Source organism: Frateuria soli (assembly GCF_021117385.1).
GTDB classification, from domain to species: Bacteria; Pseudomonadota; Gammaproteobacteria; order Xanthomonadales; family Rhodanobacteraceae; genus Frateuria_A; species Frateuria_A soli.
This window is the reverse complement of record NZ_CP088252.1, coordinates 2,598,413-2,620,605: the sequence shown is the minus strand read 5'-3', so window position 1 is coordinate 2,620,605 and position 22,193 is coordinate 2,598,413. Positions and strand designations below refer to the sequence as shown.

Here is a 22,193-nt window from a genome sequence, read left to right as displayed (position 1 = left end):
GCCTTTTTCATGTCCGGCATCGGGTTCTCAATGGCGGCGGTGACGTCCCGTGCGCGTTCTGCGCGGGCGATCGGGAACGCTTTTTTCCAGCCCTGCCCAATCCACGTGCGGCAGGCCGAGCAGGCTGTCGAACACCATCGGCATCAGGCCCGACGGCGTGGGTACGCCGGCATTCCACATCGTCACCACGCCGGTGCGGTATTTGGGGAAGAAGCCGATCATGGTGCGGTAACCCTCCACCGCGCCGGCGTGATAGACCAGCGTCTCGCCCCCGTAGGTGAACACGCGCCAGCCCAGTGCGTAGGAGGCGGTAGTAATGCGGCCGTTGCGCCACGCCGTGGAATGGAGCTCGGTCGGGGTGCGCACGCCTGGCGTGTGCAGCACGTCCAGCGTCGAGGGCGAGAGTACGTCGGGGCGACCGCCCATCTGCGCGATCAGCCACTTCTCCATGTCGCGCAGGCTAGCGTTGACGCCGGCGGCCGGCGCCACGCGGTAGTAGTTTTCCTTCGGTTCGAACGGCACCCAGCCACGCCGCGTGCGCCGGTGCGGTCGCGCCCAGCTCTTGCTCGATTCGAGTGCGGCGCGACCGTAGCTGGCGGTGGACATGCCCAGCGGCAGGAAGATCCGCCGATCGACCAGCTTGTAGAAGAAGTTGCCGGTCATGGCATACACCACGTCGCCGATCAGGCTGAAGGCGACGTTCTGGTAGCCGTAGCACTGGCCCACGCCGCAGGTCATGTCGACCTGGTCGAGCTTGCGCACCAGCTCCTCGTAGGGGACGTCATCCTCGAGCATGTTGTCGTAGGTATTGCGCGGAAGCCCCAGGCGCTGGCCGAGGATGTCGGCGACGGTGGCGCGCTGGGTGTCCGGCATGTTCTTGAGCTTGAAGAACGGCAGCACGTTGACCAGTCGCGTGTCCCAGGCCAGTTTGCCGTCCTGGACCAGGATTGCGGCGAGGCCGGTGGCGAAGGCCTTGGACAGCGAGGCGAGGCGGAAGACGGTGTCCGGCTTGACCGGTTCCTTGTCGGCCGCATTGGCGTAACCGATGGTGCCCTCGAACACCACCTTGTCGTCGACCACGATCGCCGTTGCCAGGCCGGCGACGGCGTCGCGCTTGTCGAGCTTGCCGAGCCATTGCCTGTAGGCCTCCAGCGTCGCCTTCATGCGCTCGGGCGGGAGCGACTGCGTGGTCGTGGAGGAACCGGCCGAAGCGGTGGCGGGGGGCAGGGCTGGCGTTGAGATAGCCATTGCGGGAGCGGCTGCCATGCCGAGGAGGGTGGCGACCAGCAGGGAAAGCGGACGAAGCTGCATGCCTGGAAGAGTCCGGCGCAAGACGTGTGAAGTGGGAACGAAGCGGCCTGGAGCACGCGATTTCCGGATTGTGGGCCACTTGGCCCGGCTCCACAATGCGAACAGGCAGGCGTCTGGCTGCTGTTGTTCAGCCGGTCGGTGTGGGCCACGCGAAGCCTCGCGTCCGGCTGGCGGCAGCCGGCAAGTCCGCCCGTGCTAGGCTTTGCGCTCCCCACGAGGCTGGACTCTCCGTGAGCCTGCGCCACAACGCCCGCGCCCACGAGCGCGCCGGGCTGATCCTTTCCACGTTGGCCTTCTTCCTGGTGATGGCCGGCTACTACATCATCCGGCCGGTGCGCGACCAACTGGGCGGCGCGGTCGGGTCGCAATCGCTGCCGCTGTTCTATGCGGTGGTCTTCGCGGTGATGCTGGTGCTGACGCCGGTATTCGGCTGGCTGGTGGCGCATGTTTCGCGCCGCCGGCTGCTCGCCTGGAGCTACAGCTTCTTCATCCTGTGCCTGGTTGCCTTCGTGCCGGCGTTCCTGGTGCAGGAACGGATCGGCGCGCGGCTGCTGGGCGTGGTGTTCTATGTCTGGGTCAGCGTGTTCAACCTGTTCGTGGTGTCGCTGTTCTGGAGTTTCATGGCGGACATCTTCGAGAGCCGGCAGGCACGACGGGTGTTTCCGCTGATTGCGCTGGGCGGCATGGGCGGGGCGATCTTCGGTCCCCTGCTGACCCGGCTGCTGGTCCACGTGCTCGGCGTGGCGCCGCTGCTGGCGGTGTCGGCGGCCACCCTGGGGCTGGCCCTGGTGCTGCTGCTGCGGCTGGCGGCCCGCGACGAGCAGGCTGCCGACGGCCGGGTGGACCGGGGCACGGGCGGTTCGCTGTGGGCCGGCATCCGCGAACTGTGGACGCGGCCGTTCCTGCGCTACATGGCCATGTTGATGCTGCTGGGGGACGGCATCGGCACGCTCGCCTATGCGTTGATGGCCGACTACGCCAAGGCGCATTTCACCGACCGGGTGGCACGCACCGCCTTCTACAACGACCTGGACCTGGCCACCAACGTGCTCGGCGCACTACTCCAGCTGACGCTGACGCGCTGGTTGCTGGTGCGCTTCGGTGCCGGTTGGGGCCTGGTGCTGCCGGCACTGGTCAACGTCGCCCTTCTGCTGATGGTCGCGGTGGGCGGCACCGGCGACATGTGGCTGTTTGGCCTGGCCGTGCCGGTGCTGGCCGTGATGCTGGTGATCACCCGCGGGTTCGCCTACGGCATGACCAAGCCGGCAGTCGATGCGCTGTACACCCGCGTGCCGCGCGAGACGCGCTACAAGGGCAAGAATTTCGTCGAGACCGCCGTGTGGCGCTTCGGCGACGTGCTGGTGACCAGCGGCGTGAGCCTGCTGGCGTGGTTCGGCGTGGGCATCGGCGGCATGGGTCTGATCGGTGCCGGCGTGGCGACGGCGTCGGCGTGGGTGGCGCGGCGCGCGGGGCGGGCTCCGGATCTGGCCAGGGACTGAGCCCGCTTCCCGTGGGAGCGCCCCCTGTGTGCGACCGCCCGGAGCGCAGGCCTGCGGTCCCGCGCAGCGGTGCGCTCCTGCAGAGGTATCCGGGCAGCAGCGGGGCAGGGACAGTCAGCTGGTGATGTAGCGCTGCAACTGCTCGATCTGCTCGGCCTGCGCGTCGATCACCGCCTTGACCAGGTCGCCGATGGAGATCACGCCGACCACGCGTCCATCCTCGACCACCGGCAGGTGGCGCACGCGACGCTCGGTGCACAGGCGCATGCAGTCGAACACGTCGGTTTCCGGCGAGATGGTGAGCGGCTCGTCACTCATGATGTCGGCGACCGCGGTCTGCGCGGAGGAGCGGCCCTGCAGGATCACCTTCCGCGCGTAGTCCCGTTCGGAGACGATGCCGGCAAGTGCATCTCCCTTCATCACCACCAGCGCGCCGACCCGGCGTTCGGCCATCTGCCGGATGGCGTCCAGCACGGGGGCCTCGGGCGGGATGGCGTATACGGCGTTGCCTTTGCTTTCCAGCAGATGCCTGACCTGGTGCATGCCTTTGGCTCCTCAGCCGGCCGCGGCGGGCCGCGTAGGAGGAGTCTAGCCCCGACTCGTCGGCGCTGCGTCAATGCGCCGGTCGGTGTCCCGGCCGCTCTTCTTCGACGAAGTAGATCGGGCGCTGTTTGCTCTCGGCGTAGCTGCGGCCCAGGTATTCGCCGATCACGCCCAGCGCCAGCAACTGCACGCCGCCGAGAAACAGGATCACCAGCATCAGCGTCGGGTAGCCGCGCACCGGGTCGCCCCAGATCAGCGCCTTGGTCAGCACCCACAGGCCGTAGACGAAAGCCAGCAGCGACGATCCCAGGCCAACCCAGGTAGCCAGCCGCAGCGGCGCACTGGAGAACGAGGTGATGCCCTCGATGGCCAGTTGGGTCAGGCGCCAGTAGTTCCATTTGGTACGGCCGCTGTGGCGGGATCCGCGCTGGTAGTGCACGGCGGTCTGGCGGTAGCCGATCCAGGCGAACAGGCCCTTCATGAAGCGCTGGCGTTCGCGCAGCCTCGACAGCGCGTCCAGCGCGCGGCGCGAGAGCAGGCGGAAGTCGCCGGTATCGCGCGGGAGCGCAGTGTCGGAGAGCCGTTCCATCGCGCGGTAGAAGCCCGCCGCGGTGAGGCGCTTCAATCGCGTCTCGCCGGCGCGCGCGCTGCGCGTGGCGTACACCACGTCGAACCCCTCGCGCCACCGCGCGACGAGTTCGGGGATCAGCTCGGGCGGGTCCTGCAGGTCGGCATCGATCACCACGGCGGCACCCTCGGTGACGTGGTCCAGGCCGGCCGTGAGCGCAGCCTCCTTGCCAAAATTGCGCGACAGCTTGAGCGCGCGCACGCGCTGGTCAGCGGCCAGCAGCGCCTCGATCGTCATCCAGGTGCCGTCGGTGCTGCCGTCGTCGACGTAGAGCACGGCGCTGTCCAGCGCCAGCGTGTCCAGCACCGCGCCGAGGCGCTGGTGGAAGGCATCGAGCACGGCCGCCTCGTTGTAGGCGGGGACGACGACGGTCAGTTCGATCATGGGTCAGTGTCCTCGCCCCACGCGCGGGGGATGGTCGGCGTCCAGGTAGCCGGGGCCACCCAGGTGCTGCATCTGTCGCTGGATCCATTGCGTGCGGCGCTGGACGTAGGCGCTGGGGCGGTCGGCGTGCAGGCGGCGCGGACTGGGCAGCACGGCAGCCAGGCGTGCCGCCTGCGCCGGGCCAAGCCGCGCCGGCGGCACGTGGAAGTACGCCTCGCTTGCCGCGCCCACGCCGTAGATGCCGTCGCCCAGCTCCGCGATGTTCATGTACACCTCGAGGATGCGCCGCTTGGGCCAGGTCAGCTCGATCAGCACGGTGTAATAGGCCTCCAGTCCCTTGCGCACGAAGCTGCGCCCGTTCCACAGGAACAGGTTCTTGGCGACCTGCTGGCTGATGGTGCTGGCGCCACGCAGGCGCCTGCCGTCGTCGGCGTCGTCGAGTGCATCCTGGATCTGTTCCAGGTCGAAGCCGTGGTGGAAGGGGAACTTCTGGTCCTCGCCCGCGATCATCGCCAGGGGTACGTACGGCGATACCTGGTCCCACGCCACCCAGTGCTGGCGCAGGTGGAAGTCGTGTTCGCCCTGGACCCGGGCGTCCACGCGCCGCTCCATCATCACCGCCGACGTCCACGGCGGCACGAAGCGCAACACCAGCACCACCAGCCAGGACAGCGACAGCCAAGACACCGCCAGGATGGCGAGCGGACGCAGCAGGCGGCGTAGGGCGGTGCGCGGTGGTGGCATCGTCTGGGCATCGACCTTCGGTTTCGATCCCGGAGAGTATAAGCGGCCCATTGTCCTGCGCCGGCGCAGTCCCCATCTCACCCGATTCTCCGTGCCGAGGTCGTCTTTCCGTGGAAACCGTGCTTGTCGAGGACGTGCTGCATCGCTTCGTGCTGGAACGCGCCGGCGTGCGCGGTGTGCTGGTGAGGCTGGGCGCCGCGTGGCGCGAGGTCGCCGGGCGCGCGGATTACCCGGCGCCGCTGCGGGAACTGCTGGGCCAGAGCCTGGCTGCGAGCGCGCTGCTGACCGGCAACATCAAGCTGGAAGGCGCGTTGTCGATCGAACTCAAGAGCAGCGGTGCGCTACGCCTGCTGTTCACCGAGTGCACCGACCAGGGGCGGTTGCGTGGCCTGGCGCGCTGGAACGATTCGCTGCCCGGACCGCTGGACCTGGCCGCGCTGCCGGGTGCGGTGATGGCGATCACCATCGGTCACGCCGAGCGCGGCCAGCGCTACCAGGGCCTGGTGGAGCTCAACCAGCCGGAGCTGGCCGGGGCGCTGGAGAACTATTTCCGCCTGTCCGAACAGTTGCCCGCGCGCCTGCTGCTGGCGGCCGATGGTGAGCACGCGGTCGGATTGATGTTGCAGAAGCTTCCCGGCGAGGGTGGCCACGGCGCGGTCGAGGTCGAGGACGAGGACGCCTGGGATCGCGTACTGCACCTGACCGGCACGCTGGGCAGCGAGGAAATGCTGGCCATCGCGCCCGAGCAGTTGCTGTACCGCCTCTATCACGAGGAAACCGTGCGCATGTTCGAGCCGCGTCCCCTGGCGTTCGGCTGCAGTTGCTCGCGCGAGCGGGTCGAATCGATGCTGCGTTCGCTGGGACGCGACGAGGTCGAGGCCGCCCTGGCTGCGCGCGATGGCGAGATCGAGGTGATCTGCGAGTTCTGCGCGCAGCGCTACACGTTCGACCGCATCGATGCGGAGCACGTGCTGGTCGGCGGGGTGAGTGCCGATACGCCGACGACGTCGCAGTAGCCGGTGCGCCTGGGCCTGCCTTCGTGGTGGGCCGATGCGTGCCCGGCGCCGGATCAGGCCACGGCCGGGGTCGGATCGGCCGGCAGCCAGACGCTGATCGGCTGCGGGCGGGCGAACAGGAAGCCCTGGCCGTAGCGGCAGCCGACGCGCATCAGCGATTGGCGCTGGTGTTCTTCCTCGATGCCTTCGGCGATCACCAGCATGTTGAGCGAATCGGCCAGCACCTGGATCGCGCGCACCACGGCCAGGCCCTGGCCGTCACCCTCGCGCGGCAGCTCCGTGATGAAGGAGCGGTCGATCTTCAGCGTCTCGAACGGATACTGGTGCAGGTAGCTCAGCGAGGAATAGCCGGTACCGAAATCGTCCAGCGCCACCCGCACGCCGCGGCTGCGCATGTTCTCCAGGATGCGCTTGACCTGCGCCGGGTTGTCCAGCAGCGCGCGCTCGGTGACCTCGATGCGTACCTGTCGCGGCGGCAGGCCGTGCTCGGCGAGCAGTGCGAGCAGGCGTGCGTCCAGATCCGGGACGCGGAAGTGGCGGCCGGACACGTTGATGCTGACGAAGCCGTCCTTGCCCAGCAGCGCCGGTGCCTGCGCGCAGACCTGCTCGAAGATCTGCCAGTCGATGCTCTCGGCGCAGCCGGCTTCCTCGGCGATGATCAGGAACTCGCCGGGGGCGAGCAGTCCGCGGTCGGGATGGTGCCAGCGCAGCAGCGCCTCGTAGCCGACCACGCGACCGTCCTCCAGCGCGACGATGGGCTGGTAGAACGGCACGAACTCGTTGCGCGCCAGGCCGCGGCGCAGATCGCTTTCCAGTTCCAGCAGCGACAGCGCCTCGCGGCGCAGGCGGTCGTCGAACACGGCCGCGCGATGGCGGCCCTCGTCCTTGGCGCGGTACATCGCCGCGTCGGCGTCGCGCAGCAACTCCTCCGGCTTCTGGTAATGCGGGCCGGGCAGCGCCACGCCGATCGAAGCGGAGGTGAAGATTTCCTTGGCGCCCAGCCGGAACGGTACCTGCAGCTCGCCGATGACGCGTTCGGCGACCACCACCGCGGTGCCTGGGTCGGCGACGCCCTCCAGCAGCACGGCGAACTCGTCGCCGCCCAGTCGCGCCACCACGTCGCGGGTCTTCAGGCAGGCGCGGATGCGCCCGCCAACCTGGAACAGCAGGTCGTCGCCGACCAGGTGGCCGACCGAATCGTTGATGACCTTGAAGCGGTCCAGGTCGATGAACAGCACCGCGAAGCCGCCCTCGTCCGGCACGCTGCGATAGCGCTCCAGCGCCTGCTCCATGCGTTGCAGCAGCAGCGTGCGGTTGGGCAGGCCAGTCAGCGAGTCGTGCAGCGTTTCGTACTTGAGCCGGCGCTCGACACGCTCGCGCTCGGCGATCTGTTCGCGCAGGTCGCGATTGGCCAGCGCCAGCGCGCGGGTGCGCTCGGTGACGCGCCGTTCCAGCCCCGCGTAGGCCTGCTTGAGCGATTCGGCGGTGTGCTTGCGCTGCAAGGCGTTGGCGATGTGGTAGCTGACGAAGGTGAGCAGTTCCTGGTCGCGCTCGTTGTAGGTGTGCTCGGGGGTGTAGCTCTGCACCGCCAGCACGCCCATCACCCGCTCGCCCCACACCAGCGGCACACCCAGCCAGCACAGTGAATGCGTGCCCTGGCGCTCTATCTCGCCGATCGCGGTAAGCCGCTCCAGCTCGGCCGAGTCGGCCAGCAGCGGCTTGCCGTGGCGCAGCACGTACTCGGTGGCGCCCCTGCCGTGCAGGCGCGGAGCGGGCACGTTGTCGATCTCGTCGACCGAGTAGGGGAAGGTGAGCTGCCCGCTGTCCTCGTCGACCAGCGCGAGATAGAAGTTGCGCGCGTACAGCAGGCCGCCGATGACGCGGTGCACCGCCGAGTAGAACGTGTCCAGGCCTTCGGAAGTGCTGGCCAGCTCGGCGATGCGGAACAGCGCCGCCTGCAGCCGCTCGCCGCGCTGGCGCTGCAGCACCTGCTGGCGAAGCACGCGATTGGCCTCGCGCAGGGCGGCCGTGCGGTCGGCCACCCGCCGTTCCAGCTCGGCATGCGCCTGGCGCTTTTCAAGCGCGGCCTGCACATGCTGGGCCACGTAGCAGAGCAGCTCGCGGTCCTGCGAGGTGTATTGCGTATCGGCGCGGTAGCTCTGGATCACGATGCCGCCGACGACCTTGGCCTCGCGCAGCAGCGGCACGCCCAACCAGTGCTCGCAGTCCGGCCCGATCAGCACCAGCCGGTCGGGCACCGTGCGGTTGAGTTCCTCGATCGAGCCCATCATGGCGAGCCCGCCCTTGAGCAGGTTCCAGGTCAGGCTGTGTTCCAGGTCGGACAGCGGCACGCTGCGTTCGGGCGAGGGCGGGTCGCGGTCGGCCGCGTCGGCGTAGTACGGGAAGCGCACGCTGTCGGTGGCTTCGTCGTAGAGCACGATGTAGAAGTTCTCCGCGTACATCAGGCTGCCGACGATGGCGTGCAGCGAGCGCATCATTTCGGTCATGTTGCGCTCGGCGCCGGCCTGCTCGGCGATGGCGAACAGCGCGCGCTGCAGGCGCTCGGCCAGCGCCAGGCGGGAAATCGCCTCGTACAGGCGCGCGGTCTCGGCCTGCTGGCGCATCCGCGTGCCTGCCAGGCGACCGAACCAGGCCAGTCGTTCGCGCAGCGGCTCGGACAGCGGCACTTCCGGTTCCAGCACCAGCACCCGCAGCCCCTGCGGGTCTTCGGCCAGTTCCAGCCGGCTTGCGGTGGCGGGAGCCTCCTCGCCACCCAACTGGCGCCAGCCCAGGCGGGCCTGCACGTGCCAGTCCGATAGCAACGTTTCGCAGACTGCCGCCACGCTACCCGCATCCGGAGCCCCGAACAGTCGCTCGACCGCCCGATGCAACACTTCCCGGTCGGCCGGGAGGGTCGCAGGCTCGCGAGAAGGGAGAGCCGGGTTCATGGCGGGGTCTCAGTTCCGTGACGGGGCCGTGACGTGACTATATCGTGCGCGAGGGGCTTTGTCGGGAATCGGTTTTTGCTGACTTTTCATCCCCGGGGAACCCTCTTTTCACGTCGGGGTCCATACGCATGGGATATGTGCCTGGGTTCACCATTTGAGCGGCCGGACCCTGCAACAGGGTGTTAGTTAAACGTAAATTGGCTATACTTGCTCCCGAACGACTGGCCATCCGCCCGTCTGTCACCTGACGAGTGCCGACATCGACCATGCGCCGCCTTCTGCCCCTGCTGACCTTGCTGATGCCGCTCGCCGCGGCAGGGCAGTCGCTGGACGGCAACCGGCAGGCGCCGGTCCAGCCGCTGTCGTATCCGGCGGCCGGCCAGGCGGTGGATCTGGGCTATGGCGTGCCGGCCTGGCGTGACCGGGATGGCCGCATGCTCGTGCTGAAGGCGGGCGCGCAGTCGAGCGGCGCAAGCCAGCGCGCAGACGCACCGCTGTCCTTCCCCGTCGTGGATGCCGGCGGCGTGACGTCCACCGACCTGCAGTACGGGCTGGACCCGCACCTGCAGATCCACGCCGGCCTGAGCGAGCACGGCGGGATGTCCCGCAGCGCGCGGGTGGTCGGCAGCGAGATCGGCGCGACCTACAACCTCGGCCGCTACAGCCTGGGTGTCAGCGTGGGAGCCGACAGCACGCCCGACCAGCGCCTGCCGCGCGTCCTGCCGGGCGCCACGCCCGGCGTGAACGGCCTGCCGGACTTCGACAGCAGTGCGCAGCTCAATGCGCGTGGCCGCGTCGCGGTCGGCGGCCAGAGCGGCATCGACCTTGGTGCCAGCGTGGGCCGCATCCGCCTGTTGCCGGGCAACGAGCTGGGCATCAACAGCCTCGACCAGAAGGCGTTGACCTTCGGCGTCGACCACGGTCCGCTGAGTGGCACGCTGATCGGCCGCACCATGCAGCCGACGCTGCCGGGTGGCTACTACGGTGACAGGCGCTGGAGCAGCATCGACCTGGGCGTCACCCTGCGCCTGCCGTGGCAGGGCGAACTGAGCATCGGTGCGCAGAACCTGTGGTCCTCGGGCTCCTCGGTACCTACTCCCGCGGGCCCTGAACCCGACCAGTCGCGCACGCCATACGTGCAGTACCACCAGGACCTGTAAGCCACCATCGGATTAAGCAAAAGGCCGTCGCATGCGCCGGCCTTTTCGTTTGGCACAGCCTGCATCGCCGATGGCGCCCCCTTGGCGTTGCGAAACGCCCTTCCCGCGCAATACCAGCCTGTAGCGTGCGGTGCCCGGCGGCGAGCGAGGGGCCGGCTCGCCACTCCGGGTGTGGCCCCTCAATCCTTCTTGCGGATGCGCAGGTCGCCGCTGAAGGTTTCCACGTGGATGCGGCCCTTGCCGCCGCCCACCTCGGCGTTGAGTTCGCTGCCGGGGCCATGATCGTGTTCGATCGCCTGGCCGAAGTCGCTGCGCAGGTCGCCGCTGAAGCTGCTGGCGTGGATCGATGCGGAAAGGTCCGAAGGAACCTGGATCTGCACGTCGCCGCTCATGCTGTCGACGTCGATGCTGCCGTGCTCGGCGAGACCACCGCTGAGCTGTACATCGCCGGAAACCGTGCTCAGGTTGAATTTCTTCCACGGGCCGCCGCTGGCCTGGATGCGGCCGGAGACGGTCTGCAGGTCGGCCTGGGAGCCCAGCGCGGGAGCGAGGATGTCGCCGCTGACCGTCTGCAGGTCGGCGCGCTCGGCATGGCCGGACTGTTGCACGGTGCCGCTCACGCTTTCCACCGACAGGTCGGGCGTGCGGGCGTCGATCCGCACGCGGCCGCTCACCGAATTGACCGAGATCTCGCCACCGTCCATGCCATCGATACCCAGCGGCGCGCTCACCACCTCCACGTCCAGCGTGGCGCCCTTGGGCACGCGCAGGTCGAGCACGGTATCGCCCATGGAGTTGTCGCCGTTCCAGTTGAACCATCCCCTTGAGCCGTCGCCCTTGGGCTTGACCTTGATCTCCAGGGCGTTGTTGGCGCCGTCGATGGCCAGCGGCGCTGCGCCCTCGCCGAGGCTGCCGGTGACCTGCACCTCGTTGCGATCCCAGGCGGTGATGGTGACTTTGCCCTTGACGTTGCTCACGCTGATGCGCGCGTCGGCGTTCGCCGGATGGCGCAGGTTGATCGGCGTGTCGGCCAGCGCCTGGCCGATGCACAGGGCGAGCAGCAGGGGAAGGTAACGTACGGTTTTCATGCGGTGATTCCTCGAGGTTTATCAGCCTGCCTGCTGGTCGAGCTGGCGCAGCCGCGATTGCTGCTGGCGGGTGCGCGACAGGAGTCGCTGCAGCGCCGGCGAATGGGGGGCCTGTTCCAGCGCCTGCTTCAGTTCCAGGCGTGCGGCGTCCAGTTCGATCGCCGCACCGGCCAGGCGCGGGTCGTCCGGCTTCCACGGCGCCTGGGTGGCGGTCGTGGCGGTGACCTGCGGGTGATCGGGCAGTTGCCCCTGGCGCAGGCTAAGGGACACGGCGAGCAGACTCAGCCCGGCGAAGCTGGCGGCAAGCAGCCAGCCGGGACGCGAGCTGGTGCGCGCCGGCGCGGCCGGTTCCAGCGCGACGTCGATGCGCGCCCACAGGTCGTGGCGCGGTGCGACCGGCGCGCGCAACTCGCGCAGCTGGCGACGCCATTCGAATTCGTTCATGAGGGCTCTCCGGGTTCGAGCATCCGGCGCAGCAGGCCGCGGGCACGGTGCAGTTGCGCCTTGGAGGTACCGACGGCCATGTCCAGCTCGCCGGCGATCTCCTCGTGGCGCCAGCCTTCCACGTCGTGCAGGACCAGCACCGCGCGGGCGCGGGGCGGCAGTTTGGCGATGGCGCGCTCCAGTTCCTCGCGCTCGGCGGCACAGAAGGGCACCTCGCCCGGATCGGGCAGGTCCTCCTCGCCGACGAAACCGACCGGTTGCGCCCCGCGCGAGCGGATGTCCATCAGCGCCACGTTCACCGCCAGCCGGTACAGCCAGGTACCGAACGCACTCTCGTGCCGGAAGTCGCCGAGCTTCTGCCAGGCGCGCACGAAGGCGTCCTGGGTCAGATCCTCGGCGCGCGCGTGGTCGTAGCCGGCCAGTCGGTAGACCGCGCCGTAGACGCGGTCGACGTGCTGTCGGTACAGCCGCTGGAATGCGTGGCGATCGCCTCCGGCCGCGGCACGCACGTCCTCGGCGTCGGACCACGCGACAGGCGGTGGCGGCATCGGGCTTCCAGTGGCGAGGCAGGCGGCTTCCATCTTGCCAGCTTGGATGCACGGAAGTGGCGGAACGTTTAAGCCATGGAGCCCCTCTCCCCGGAGGGGAGAGGGAGCAGGTGTGCGGCCGGCCCGGAAGCTGAGGTGTGTTTCACCCACCCCTCTCCTGCGGAGAAGGGCTACGGAGCTCAGGCGGTGGCGGCGCGGGGCGAGTCTTCGGCGGCGGAAAGCCCGCTGGCTACGCGCTGCTGCTCCTGGCGCAGGCGCTCGGGCATGCGCGAGCCGAAGCTGCCCAGGTACTCCCCGATGGCATCCAGCTCCGCCTGCCAGCCAGCGGTGTCGATGTCGAGCAGCTCGCTGGCGGCTTCGCGCGGGAGGTTCAGGCCCTCCAGCTTCAGTTCGCCCTCGGCCGGCACGATACCGATCGGGGTTTCCAGACCACGGGCCTTGCCCTCGACCCGGTTGATCATCCACTCCAGCACGCGCAGGTTCTCGCCGAAGCCCGGCCACAGGAACTTGCCGTCCTTGCCCTTGCGGAACCAGTTGACGTGGAAGATCTTCGGCAGCTTCATGCCCGGCTTGTCGAACGACAGCCAGTGCGCGAAGTAGTCGCCATAGTGGTAGCCGCAGAAGGGCTTCATCGCCATCGAATCACGGCGCAGCACGCCGACCGCGCCGGTGGCGGCGGCGGTGGTTTCCGAGCCCATCGCGGCGCCCATCAGCACGCCGTGCGCCCAGTCGCGCGCTTCCATCACCAGCGGCAGCAGCGAGGGGCGGCGGCCGCCGAAGACGATCGCGTCGACCGGCACGCCCTGCGCGTCCTCTGCCTTCTCCGACCAGGTCGGGCACTGCTTCGCGCTCACGGTAAAGCGCGAGTTCGGGTGCGCTGCCGGGCCGTTGGCCGGGTCGTAAGGGCGACCCTGCCAGTCGGTGGCCGGCGTACCGGGCAGGCCTTCCCACCAGGGCTGGTTGTCGGCGGTGACCGCGACGTTGGTGAAGATGGTGTCGCGCGAGATCGACTTCAGCGCATTGGAGTTGGTCGCCGCGCTGGTGCCGGGCGCGACGCCGAAGAAGCCTGCCTCCGGGTTGATCGCATACAGGCGGCCGTCCGCGCCGGGGCGCATCCAGCAGATGTCGTCGCCCACGGTCCACACCTTCCAGCCGTCCTTGCGGTAGCCCTCCGGCGGGATCAGCATGGCCAGGTTGGTCTTGCCGCAGGCCGAGGGGAAGGCGGCTGCCACGTAGCGCTTCTGGCCCTGCGGGTTCTCGATGCCCACGATCAGCATGTGTTCGGCCAGCCAGCCCTCGTCGCGGGCCTGGTTGGAGGCGATGCGCAGCGCGTGGCACTTCTTGCCAAGCAGCGCGTTGCCGCCGTAGCCGGAGCCGTAGGACTTGATCGTGCGCTCCTCGGGGAAGTGCATGATGAAGCGGCGCTCGGGGTCGAGTTCGCCGGTCGAGTGCAGGCCCTTCACGAACGTGCCCTCCCGCTCGATGCGCTCCTGCGCGGCCTTGCCCATGCGGGTCATGATGCGCATGTTGGCGACCACGTACGGGCTGTCGGTGATCTCCACGCCGCAACGCGACAGCGGCGAGTCGATCGGGCCCATGCAGTACGGGATCACGTACATCGTGCGGCCTTCCATGCAGCCGTCGAACAGGGCATCGATCTTGGCGTGCGCCTCGGCCGGATCCATCCAGTGGTTGTTCGGGCCGGCGTCGTCCTGGTTCCTGTGGCACACGAAAGTCAGGTGTTCCACGCGCGCCACGTCGGACGGATTGGAGCGGTGCAGGTAGCAACCGGGGTGGGTTTCCTGGTTGAGCTCGATCAGGGTGCCGTCGGCCAGCATCTCCTCGACCAACTGCCGGTACTCGGCCTCCGAGCCGTCGCACCAATGAATCTTCGCCGGCCGCGTGCGCGCCGCCACCTCGTTCACCCAGCGCTCGAGCGCTTCCAGCTTGCTGGCCATGATGTCCTCTTCAAGGTCTTAGGAAAAAAGGGTTCCGGAACGCTAGTTTGCGTGCACTGGTATTGCAAGGTTGAGCGCAGCAAAAGGCGCGCGCAGACGCGCGTAACCGGCCCCCGAGGGGTTATCAGGCCGGAATCAATGTCGCGATCATGTGTTCCACGTAGGCGTCGAAGTCCTCGTGGCTGATGCGGGGCAGGCCGAGCGTGAAATTGAGTTGCAGGAAGCCGACGTAGGCGGCGTAGGTCAGCCGCGCGCGGTTGAGCGCCTGGGCCGGGGGCAGGCCGGCCTCGCGGAAGGCGGTGGCGAGGAATTCGGTGCGCCGCTGCGACACGCGCGCCATCACCGGCACTACCAGTGGGTGATCCAGCGCCTTGAGCAGCGCCGCATAGACGCGGTGCGGGCGCAGTTCATGGGCGACGCGGCGGAACAGTTCGGGGAGCCGCTCGCGCGGGTCGGCAATGGCCTCGATCTGCGCGATCACCTCGCGCTCGCCATACTGTTCCCAGCGTTCCAGCGCCGCCTGCAGCAGCGCTTCCCGGGTGCGGAAGTGCCAGTAGAAGCTGCCCTTGGTCACCCCGAGCCGGCGTGCAAGGGCTTCCACCGCCAGCGCACCGACACCCTGCTCGGCGATCAGGTCCAGGGCGGCGTCTTCCCAGTTCTCGGCGGACAGGCGGGTACGTTCGGACTTGCTGCTGGCGTTCATCCGCGCATGGTAGCGCTGTGGAAGGGCAGGCGACAGGCGGACGCGGCAGCGGCGTCTTTTCGTAGGAGCCCGCTTGCGGGCGATGCCTTGCCCGACCTTGGCGAAAGGCATCGCCCGCAAGCGGGCCCCGACAGAAGCCAGGCGGCGTGGACGCAGGGAGTTGACCGCGCTCCGTTGCCAAACCATACTCTTGCGTATGGTATCAACTGACCGCTTTTGCGTTGCCGACGGCCTGGACCTGGCGGTGGAAACACGCAATGCCGGCGGCGCGCCGACGTTGCTGTTCGCCCACGGCTTCGGCCAGACCCGCGGCGCCTGGAACGGCGCCGCCGGGGCGCTGGCGGCCCGAGGCTACCGCTGCGTGAGCTTTGACAGCCGCGGCCATGGCGAGAGCGACCGCGTCGCGGACGGGGACTACCACATGGATCAGTTCGCCGGCGACCTTCGCGCGCTGGCGCTGGCACAGCCCGAGCCGCCAGTGCTGATCGGCGCGTCGATGGGCGGCCTGCTGGGCCTGTTGCTGGCGGGCGAGGCCGCCCCGGCGCCGTTCCGCGCCCTCGTTCTGGTCGACATCACGCCACGCTGGGAAACGGCAGGCGTCGAGCGCATCCTGGCTTTCATGCAGGCCCATCCGGACGGTTTTGCCGATTACGCCGAGGCCGCCGAACAGGTCGCCGCCTACCTGTCGCAGCGGCATGGGCGCAAAAGCGAGGAACAGCTCAGGCCGCTGCTGCGCCAGGGCGCCGACGGCCGCCTGCGCTGGCATTGGGACCCGGCGCTGCTCGCCGGCGTGGTGAGCGAGAGCGAACGCCACCAGCCGCGCCTGCTGGCGGCAGCCGGGCGCGTGGACGTGCCGGTCCTGCTGCTTTCCGGCGCTCGCAGCGACGTGGTCTCGCGCGATACCGTGGCCGAGTTCCTCAAGCTGGTGCCGCACGCACGCCACGTAGAGGTTGCCGGCGCCACGCACATGCTCGCTGGTGACGCCAACGACGCATTTACGCGTGAAATCGCCGCGTTCATCCAGGATGTTTTCCCGGACGGCCCTGTCCGCCGCCCGGTCATTCCGCAAGAGGTGCATTGACATGTCCGTGTTCCTGACCCTGCTGGCCGCGATCGTGGCGTCCGGCGCCTGTGCCTACCACCGCACCAGCCTGCGCACCTGGGCGATTGCCACGGTGGCCGCCACCCTGGTGGTGGGCGTGCTGACCGGCGCCTGGGTGACGATGATCGTGCTGCTGGTCATCGAGCTGCTGATCGCCGTGCCGCTGCTGATGCCGGCCTTTCGCCGCCGCAAGATCAGCGCGCCCCTGCTGAAGATGTTCGCCCGCGCCACGCCCACGCTCTCGGCCACCGAGCAGACCGCGCTGGAGGCCGGCACGGTCGGTTTCGAGGGCGAGCTGTTCTCCGGCATGCCGGACTGGAAGCAACTACTCAAGCAGCCCAGGCCCGAGCTCAGCACCGAGGAGCAGGCCTTCCTTGACGGTCCGGTCGAGCAGCTCTGCGCGATGATCGACGACTGGCAGATCACCCACGAGCTGGCCGACCTGCCGCCGGAGGTCTGGGCGTTCATCAAGAAGAACAAGTTCTTCGGCATGATCATCCCCAAGCAGTACGGTGGCCTGCAGTTCTCCGCGCTGGCGCATTCGGCGGTGCTGCAGAAACTGTCGACGGCCTCGGCGACGGTGTCCTCCACGGTGGCCGTGCCCAACTCGCTCGGCCCGGCCGAACTGCTGCTGCACTACGGCACCGAGGAACAGAAGAACCATTACCTCCCGCGCCTGGCCGTCGGCGAGGAAATCCCCTGTTTCGCCCTGACCGGCCCGTACGCGGGCTCCGACGCCACCTCGATTCCCGACTACGGCATCGTCTGCAAACAGGTGGTCGACGGCGTCGAGACGCTGGGCATCAAGCTCAACTTCGACAAGCGCTACATCACGCTGGCGCCGATCGCCACGGTGATCGGCCTGGCCTTCCGCATGTACGACCCCGAGCACCTGCTGGGGCCGACCGAGGACCTGGGCATCACGCTGGCGCTGCTGCCGCATACGACCCCGGGCCTGGAGGCCGGCCGCCGCCACTTCCCGCTCAACATCCCGTTCCAGAACGGCCCGGTGCGCGGCAAGGACGTGTTCGCGCCGCTGTCGACCATCATCGGCGGGCCGCAGATGGCCGGCCACGGCTGGCGCATGCTGGTGGAGGTGCTGTCGGTCGGCCGCGCCATCTCGCTGCCGTCCAACGCCACCGGCGCGATGCGCGCCTCGGCCGCGGCGACCGGCGCCTACGCGCGCATGCGCAAGCAGTTCGGCCTGGCGATCGCGCGTTTCGAGGGCGTGGAGGAAGCGCTGGCGCGCATCGGTGGCCTGACCTACGCCACCGCGGCGCTCTCGCGCGCCACCGCCGCGGCGGTCGACCGCGGCGAGAAGCCCGCGGTGACCTCGGCCATCGCCAAGTACCACGCCACCGAATGGGCCCGTCAGGTCGCCAGCGACACGATGGACGTGCACGGCGGCAAGGCGGTGCAGCTGGGTCCCAAGAACTACGCCGCGCGCGGCTGGGAGAGTGTGCCGATCGCGATCACCGTGGAAGGCGCGAACATCATGACGCGCAGCCTGATGATCTTCGGCCAGGGCGCGATCCGCTGCCATCCCTACGTGCTGAAGGAAATGCAGGCGCTGGCCATCAATGACTACGGCGAGAAGCTGCGCACCTTCGACCGGCTGCTGTTCGGCCACGTCGGCTTCGGCATCTCCAATGCCGTGCGCAGCTTCGTGCTGGGCATCACCGGCGCCTCGATCGGACAGAGCGCGGGCGATGCCTACACGCGCCGCTTCTACCGCAAGCTCGACCGCTACTCGGCGGCGCTCGCGCTGTGCGCCGACGTCTTCATGGGCGTGCTCGGCGGCAAGCTGAAGTTCAAGGAAAAGCTCTCGGCGCGGCTGGGCGACGTGCTGTCCTACCTCTACGTCGCCAGCGCCATGCTCAAGCGCTACGAGGACACCGGCCGTCCGGAAGCGGATCGGCCGCTGCTCGCCTGGGCGTTCCACGAGTGCATGTGGCGCACGCAGATGGCCCTGGACGGGGCGATCCGCAACTTCCCGGTCAAGCCGGTGGGCTTCCTGCTGCGCGTGCTGGTGTTCCCGTTCGGCCGTCGCGAAGTGCCGCCGTCGGATCGACTCGGGCGCCGCGTGGCCGCCATCCTCACCGCGCCGGGCGAGGCGCGCGACCGGCTGGTCGACTGGGTGTACCTCACGCCCACGCCGAACAACACCATCGGCCGCATGAACGCGCTGCTGCCCGACGTGATCGCGGCCGAGCCGGTCGAGCGCAAATTCGGCAAGGCGCTGAAGGCCGGCCAGCTGCAGGCGCACGACTATGAGGGCCAGTTGGTCGAAGCGGTGCGCGAGGGCGTGCTCACCGAGGCCGAGGCCGCGTTGCTCAAGCGCGTGCGCGATGGCGTGTTCGAGTTCATCTCGGTGGACGATTTCGACCCATCCGAGCTGGGTGCTGCGGTGACCCGAGCGGACAAGCAGCCACGCACGGTCGCGGTGGCCTGACGATCGGGACGGTGCCGGGTGGGCCCGGGCTGGTCGGGCTCCCTCCTCACCCGGGCACCTCTCCTGACGGAGCGGTAAAGAAGCGCGGGCGCACGAAGCGTCTCGCTTCCAGGGTGGGAGGAACGCACCGGCTTCATGGATAGTCGGCGCGGCCTCGTTCCTGGCCTGCACGGTTCGCAGGCGTTGTCGACGTCGCCCAACGGGCGGCTGCACGGCTGCCTGGACCATGGCAAACGCCTTGCTGTCACGCAGCATTACATCGCCGGGCAATTGGGATATGTTTGGACGTACTAGGTTTAGATCGATCTAAACCGCCGAGCCGATGGTGGCTCTCGCAGGCGGGTCCGGATCGAGCGCATGGGAAGCGGTTTGCTCTGAATTTGTAACGATCCAAATTCTCTCGGGAGGGGAACCATGAAAAGCCCATTCGTGCCGGTCACGTTGTTGGCCGCGGCGGTCCTGGCAGCGCTCTATTGCGGCAACGCGCAGGCGCAGGACCAGCAGAACCAGTCCCAGCAGCAGAACCAGGCCGACACCGGCAGCCCGGCACAGCCGGACAATGCCGTATCCCTCTCGAAGGTCCAGGTCACCGGCTACCGCTACTCGATCGAGAAGAGCCTGGACCAGAAGCGCGAAGCCAACGCGATCGTCGAGGTCATCACCGCCGAAGACGTCAGCAAGTTCCCCGACAAGAACGTGGCCGACGCGCTGCAGCGCGTGCCGGGCGTGATCATTTCGCGCGATGGCGGCGAGGGCAAGAACGTCAGCGTCCGCGGCCTGTCGTCCGAGCTCACGCTGACCGAATTGAACGGCAACTACATCGCCACCGCCGAATCCAACGGCGACCCGACCCGTTCGTTCAACTACACGCTGCTGCCGTCGAACATGCTGTCCAGCGCCGAGCTGTTCAAGACGCCCGAAGCGCGCATCGACGAAGGCGGCATCGGCGGCACCGTGATCCTGCACACGCGCCGCCCGCTGGACATGGAGGCGAACACCGGCTTCGTTTCCGCCGAAGGCACCTGGGCCGACACCACCAAGAAGACGGACGGACAGTTCTCCGGCCTGTACTCCTGGCACGACAAGGACGAGCGCTTCGGCTTCCTGGTCGGCTACACCAGCCAGAAGCGCACCACGCGCACCATGGGTGCGAGCACCGAGAACTGGCAGTGGTACGGCGACGACTACGACGCCCACCCGGCGACCGACGTCAACGGCAAGCCCTCGGGCATGACCTCCTACTGGTGGGGCGAATCGGGTTTCAACGACCAGAACCACCCCTACACCGGCGGCTTCCAGGATGGCTGGCCCACCGAGTGCGGCTATTACTGCAACTTCATGATGCCGACCTCGGTGAACCTCAACGTCACCAACGAGAACCGCGAGCGCAAGGGCGGTCAGGTGACCCTGCAGTTCCGCCCGGTCGACAACCTGACGCTGACGGCCAACTATTTCCGCTTCGACCTGTCGCAGGATTCCCAGACCAACACGCTGAAGGTCCCGGAGTGGAACCTGGCCCGCTATGCCGGCGACGGCAACTGGCCCGGCGGCCGCATGCTCGACGGGCTGACCTTCGATCCCAGCGGAACCATCGTCACCGGCGCCACCTATTCGGTGCATCCGGGCAAGGCGTACTACTGCAGCGGTGACGAGGCCGCCGCGGGCGGGCTGACCAATACCGGCGGCTTCGGCCCGGACGATTGCAGCATCCCCACTCCGCAGATCACCGGCAGCTACAACCACGAAAGCGCGTTGTCGCAGACCGCGGACATCGGCGCCGAGTGGGTCGGCGAATCGTTAGATGCCAGCGTCAAGGCCGGCCGCACCTGGGCCAGCGGCGGCCCCGAGTTGCAGATCTCGGTGCCGATCAAGCCGCGCCGCCAGAACGCGAGCGGCGACTACGACCTGGGCAACTACATGAGCGCCTGGAGCCTGGCCGGCACGCCGACGATGATGTTCTCGCCCGAGTTGATGGCGAACCTCCGGAACGGCATCGGCGAAGTCGACCTCGGCTCGACCGGCTCCTCATGGACCCGCAACGAGACCAAACAGAAATACGCCCAGGCCGACTTCACCTGGCACGTCTACGGCGACTGGTTCGATTCGCTGCAGTTCGGCGCGAAGTACCGCAACGGCGGCACCCACCGCAGCACCGGCAACAACTACTGGGTCTGCCAGGGCGCCGATCCGGCCGATTACGACAACCGCTTCCAGAACGGCTGCGATCCCAACGCCTCGGTGTTCCAGCCGCAGTTCCTGTACGGCCAGCCGCTCGGCAACCTCGCCGGCGGCATCAACGCCAGTTCCTTCCCGGCGATCAACTACCCGGCCTACGTCGCCTACCTCAACCAGACCTACGGGGGGATGCACACCCGCAACGAGGACAACTTCATCTACAACGTCGGCGAGAAGATCTACTCGGGGTACGTGCAACTCAACTTCAAGACCGAGCGCCTGCGCGGCAACGTCGGCGTGCGCCTGGCGCGTACCCGGCAACACGCCGATTCGACCGACCAGGTCGATTACTACAACGACTATTTCTTCGACGGCCCCGACGGCAACCCGGCGCCCTGCCAGACCGGCAACCTGCCGGCGGCCGGCGCGCCCGCGGGCTCCGGCTGCGTCAGCGGCTTCACCACGCTGCCGGACAGCCAGACCAACCCGGCCACCGGGCATGTCTCCTCGTTCGTGGTCAGCTCGCTCGACCGCACCTACACCGACGTGCTGCCGAGCTTCAACGTCGCCTACGACCTGACCGACGACCTGGTGTTGCGCGGCGCCGCCTCCAAGGTGATCTCGCGTCCGAGCTACAACGACATCGCCGCCCCCGGCGGCCTGCAGTACTACAGCCAGGAATACGTCAACGACCGTCGCCTGATCGGCGGCGGCGACGAGGTGGGCTGGTACGGCGCGGGCAGCAACAAGAACCTTGAGCCGTACAAGGCCACCCAGTACGACATCGGCCTGGAGTGGTATTTCCATCCCGGCTCGGTGCTGGGCATGGGCGTGTTCCGCAAGGACGTCAGCAACTTCTCGGTGCCGGTGGTGCAGGACGTGTCGATGGACGTCGGCGGCCAGAGCGTGACGGTGCAGAACTACTCCACCACCGCAGGCGGCCGCGACGGCGTCTCCGAGGGCGTCGAGCTGTACGCCCAGCACACGCTCGATTTCGGCCTCGGCTTCCAGGCGAACTACACCTACAACAAGACCAACGAGGCGGCGATCACGCTCGAGGACGGCACCGAGATCGGCAAGTCGCCGCTGGTCGGCAGCGCGAAGAACCAGGCCAATTTCACCGTGTTCTACGAGACCGAGCGGTTCCTCGCGCGCGCCTCGTACAACCGGCGCGGCGAGGTGGTGGACGGCCTGGTCAACGGCCTGAACGTCTACCGGGAGCCCTACCAGCAGATCGACCTGAACGCGGCCTACAACATCACCAAGGCGTTCAGCGTGACCGCGTCGGTGCTGAACCTGACCAAGGAGGAGTCGCGCTCGCACCTGGGCAACGACACCAAGGCCCGCTTCTACTCCAACGGCTACGCCGGTCGCATTGTTTACATGGGCCTGACGTACAAGTTCTAGGAAGGCCTTGCCCCCGTACCGCGAGGCACGGGGAACCTTCCAGCGGCAGTGGCCTGTACTCCCCGGGCACTGCCGCTTTCTTG

The 22,193-nt window shown here is 68.3% G+C and carries 16 protein-coding genes; 6 read left to right on the top strand and 10 right to left on the bottom strand.

All coding sequences use genetic code 11. The features are described 5' to 3' along the window. Positions 1 to 27 precede the first annotated feature (27 nt). Entirely contained in the window at positions 28 to 1,164 is a 1,137-nt protein-coding gene (locus LQ771_RS12025; protein WP_484494518.1) for a serine hydrolase domain-containing protein, read from the bottom strand. A 422-nt stretch (positions 1,165 to 1,586) separates the two neighbouring features. Here LQ771_RS12025 and LQ771_RS12020 point away from each other — a divergent pair, with 422 nt between their 5' ends. After that, positions 1,587 to 2,810 carry an NTP/NDP exchange transporter gene (locus tag LQ771_RS12020; protein WP_231351906.1) on the top strand — a complete coding sequence of 408 codons (1,224 nt, stop codon included), beginning with the start codon at positions 1,587 to 1,589 and terminating at the stop codon, positions 2,808 to 2,810. 114 nt (positions 2,811 to 2,924) lie between these two features. On the opposite strand, the gene LQ771_RS12015 is transcribed toward LQ771_RS12020, so the two are convergent. From LQ771_RS12015 to mtgA, 3 genes are all read right to left on the bottom strand, one after another. Further along, positions 2,925 to 3,353: a CBS domain-containing protein gene (locus LQ771_RS12015; RefSeq protein WP_231349649.1), complete on the bottom strand. Its 429-nt coding sequence runs from the start codon at positions 3,351 to 3,353 to the stop codon at positions 2,925 to 2,927. Positions 3,354 to 3,423: 70 nt separating this feature from the next. Further along, entirely contained in the window at positions 3,424 to 4,365 is a 942-nt protein-coding gene (locus tag LQ771_RS12010) for a glycosyltransferase family 2 protein (protein WP_231349648.1), read from the bottom strand. A gap of 3 nt (positions 4,366 to 4,368) precedes the next feature. Further along, the gene (mtgA, locus tag LQ771_RS12005; RefSeq protein ID WP_231349647.1) at positions 4,369 to 5,109 is read right to left on the bottom strand and encodes a monofunctional biosynthetic peptidoglycan transglycosylase; all 741 of its coding nucleotides are present in this window, start codon (positions 5,107 to 5,109) and stop codon (positions 4,369 to 4,371) included. A 110-nt stretch (positions 5,110 to 5,219) separates the two neighbouring features. On the opposite strand from mtgA, the gene hslO reads away from it, so the two are divergent. Continuing rightward, positions 5,220 to 6,125: an Hsp33 family molecular chaperone HslO gene (gene hslO, locus LQ771_RS12000; RefSeq protein ID WP_231349646.1), complete on the top strand. Its 906-nt coding sequence runs from the start codon at positions 5,220 to 5,222 to the stop codon at positions 6,123 to 6,125. 53 nt (positions 6,126 to 6,178) lie between these two features. Here the strand turns inward: hslO and LQ771_RS11995 are convergent, their stop codons facing one another. Next, positions 6,179 to 9,073 (bottom strand): bifunctional diguanylate cyclase/phosphodiesterase, encoded by a 2,895-nt coding sequence (locus LQ771_RS11995; RefSeq protein WP_231349645.1) that lies wholly within the window; start codon positions 9,071 to 9,073, stop codon positions 6,179 to 6,181. Between the two features lie 266 nt (positions 9,074 to 9,339). Between LQ771_RS11995 and LQ771_RS11990 the strand changes: the two genes are divergently transcribed. Next, a complete protein-coding gene (locus LQ771_RS11990; protein WP_231349644.1) occupies positions 9,340 to 10,233 on the top strand; it encodes a hypothetical protein in 894 nt (297 codons plus the stop codon). A gap of 179 nt (positions 10,234 to 10,412) precedes the next feature. On the opposite strand, the gene LQ771_RS11985 is transcribed toward LQ771_RS11990, so the two are convergent. From LQ771_RS11985 to LQ771_RS11965, 5 genes are all read right to left on the bottom strand, one after another. Beyond that, positions 10,413 to 11,321, bottom strand: a complete 909-nt coding sequence (locus LQ771_RS11985) for a DUF4097 family beta strand repeat-containing protein (protein ID WP_231349643.1) — start codon at positions 11,319 to 11,321, stop codon at positions 10,413 to 10,415. Between the two features lie 21 nt (positions 11,322 to 11,342). Then, positions 11,343 to 11,765 carry a hypothetical protein gene (locus tag LQ771_RS11980; protein ID WP_231349642.1) on the bottom strand — a complete coding sequence of 141 codons (423 nt, stop codon included), beginning with the start codon at positions 11,763 to 11,765 and terminating at the stop codon, positions 11,343 to 11,345. After that, positions 11,762 to 12,313, bottom strand: a complete 552-nt coding sequence (locus tag LQ771_RS11975) for an RNA polymerase sigma factor (RefSeq protein WP_231349641.1) — start codon at positions 12,311 to 12,313, stop codon at positions 11,762 to 11,764. Before LQ771_RS11975 ends, LQ771_RS11980 begins: the two co-directional genes overlap by 4 nt. 179 nt (positions 12,314 to 12,492) lie before the next feature. Next, positions 12,493 to 14,271, bottom strand: coding sequence for a phosphoenolpyruvate carboxykinase (GTP) (locus tag LQ771_RS11970; RefSeq protein WP_231349640.1), 1,779 nt, complete (start codon positions 14,269 to 14,271; stop codon positions 12,493 to 12,495). 124 nt (positions 14,272 to 14,395) lie between these two features. Beyond that, positions 14,396 to 14,974: a TetR/AcrR family transcriptional regulator gene (locus LQ771_RS11965; protein ID WP_231349639.1), complete on the bottom strand. Its 579-nt coding sequence runs from the start codon at positions 14,972 to 14,974 to the stop codon at positions 14,396 to 14,398. Positions 14,975 to 15,170: 196 nt separating this feature from the next. Here LQ771_RS11965 and LQ771_RS11960 point away from each other — a divergent pair, with 196 nt between their 5' ends. The 3 genes from LQ771_RS11960 to LQ771_RS11950 all read left to right on the top strand — a co-directional run bounded on the left by LQ771_RS11960 (position 15,171) and on the right by LQ771_RS11950 (position 22,110). After that, positions 15,171 to 16,055, top strand: coding sequence for an alpha/beta fold hydrolase (locus LQ771_RS11960; protein ID WP_231351905.1), 885 nt, complete (start codon positions 15,171 to 15,173; stop codon positions 16,053 to 16,055). Position 16,056: 1 nt separating this feature from the next. Beyond that, entirely contained in the window at positions 16,057 to 18,528 is a 2,472-nt protein-coding gene (locus LQ771_RS11955; RefSeq protein WP_231349638.1) for an acyl-CoA dehydrogenase, read from the top strand. 414 nt (positions 18,529 to 18,942) lie between these two features. Then, complete coding sequence (locus tag LQ771_RS11950; protein ID WP_231349637.1) at positions 18,943 to 22,110, top strand: TonB-dependent receptor; 3,168 nt, start codon at positions 18,943 to 18,945, stop codon at positions 22,108 to 22,110. The last annotated feature ends 83 nt before the right edge of the window (positions 22,111 to 22,193 follow it).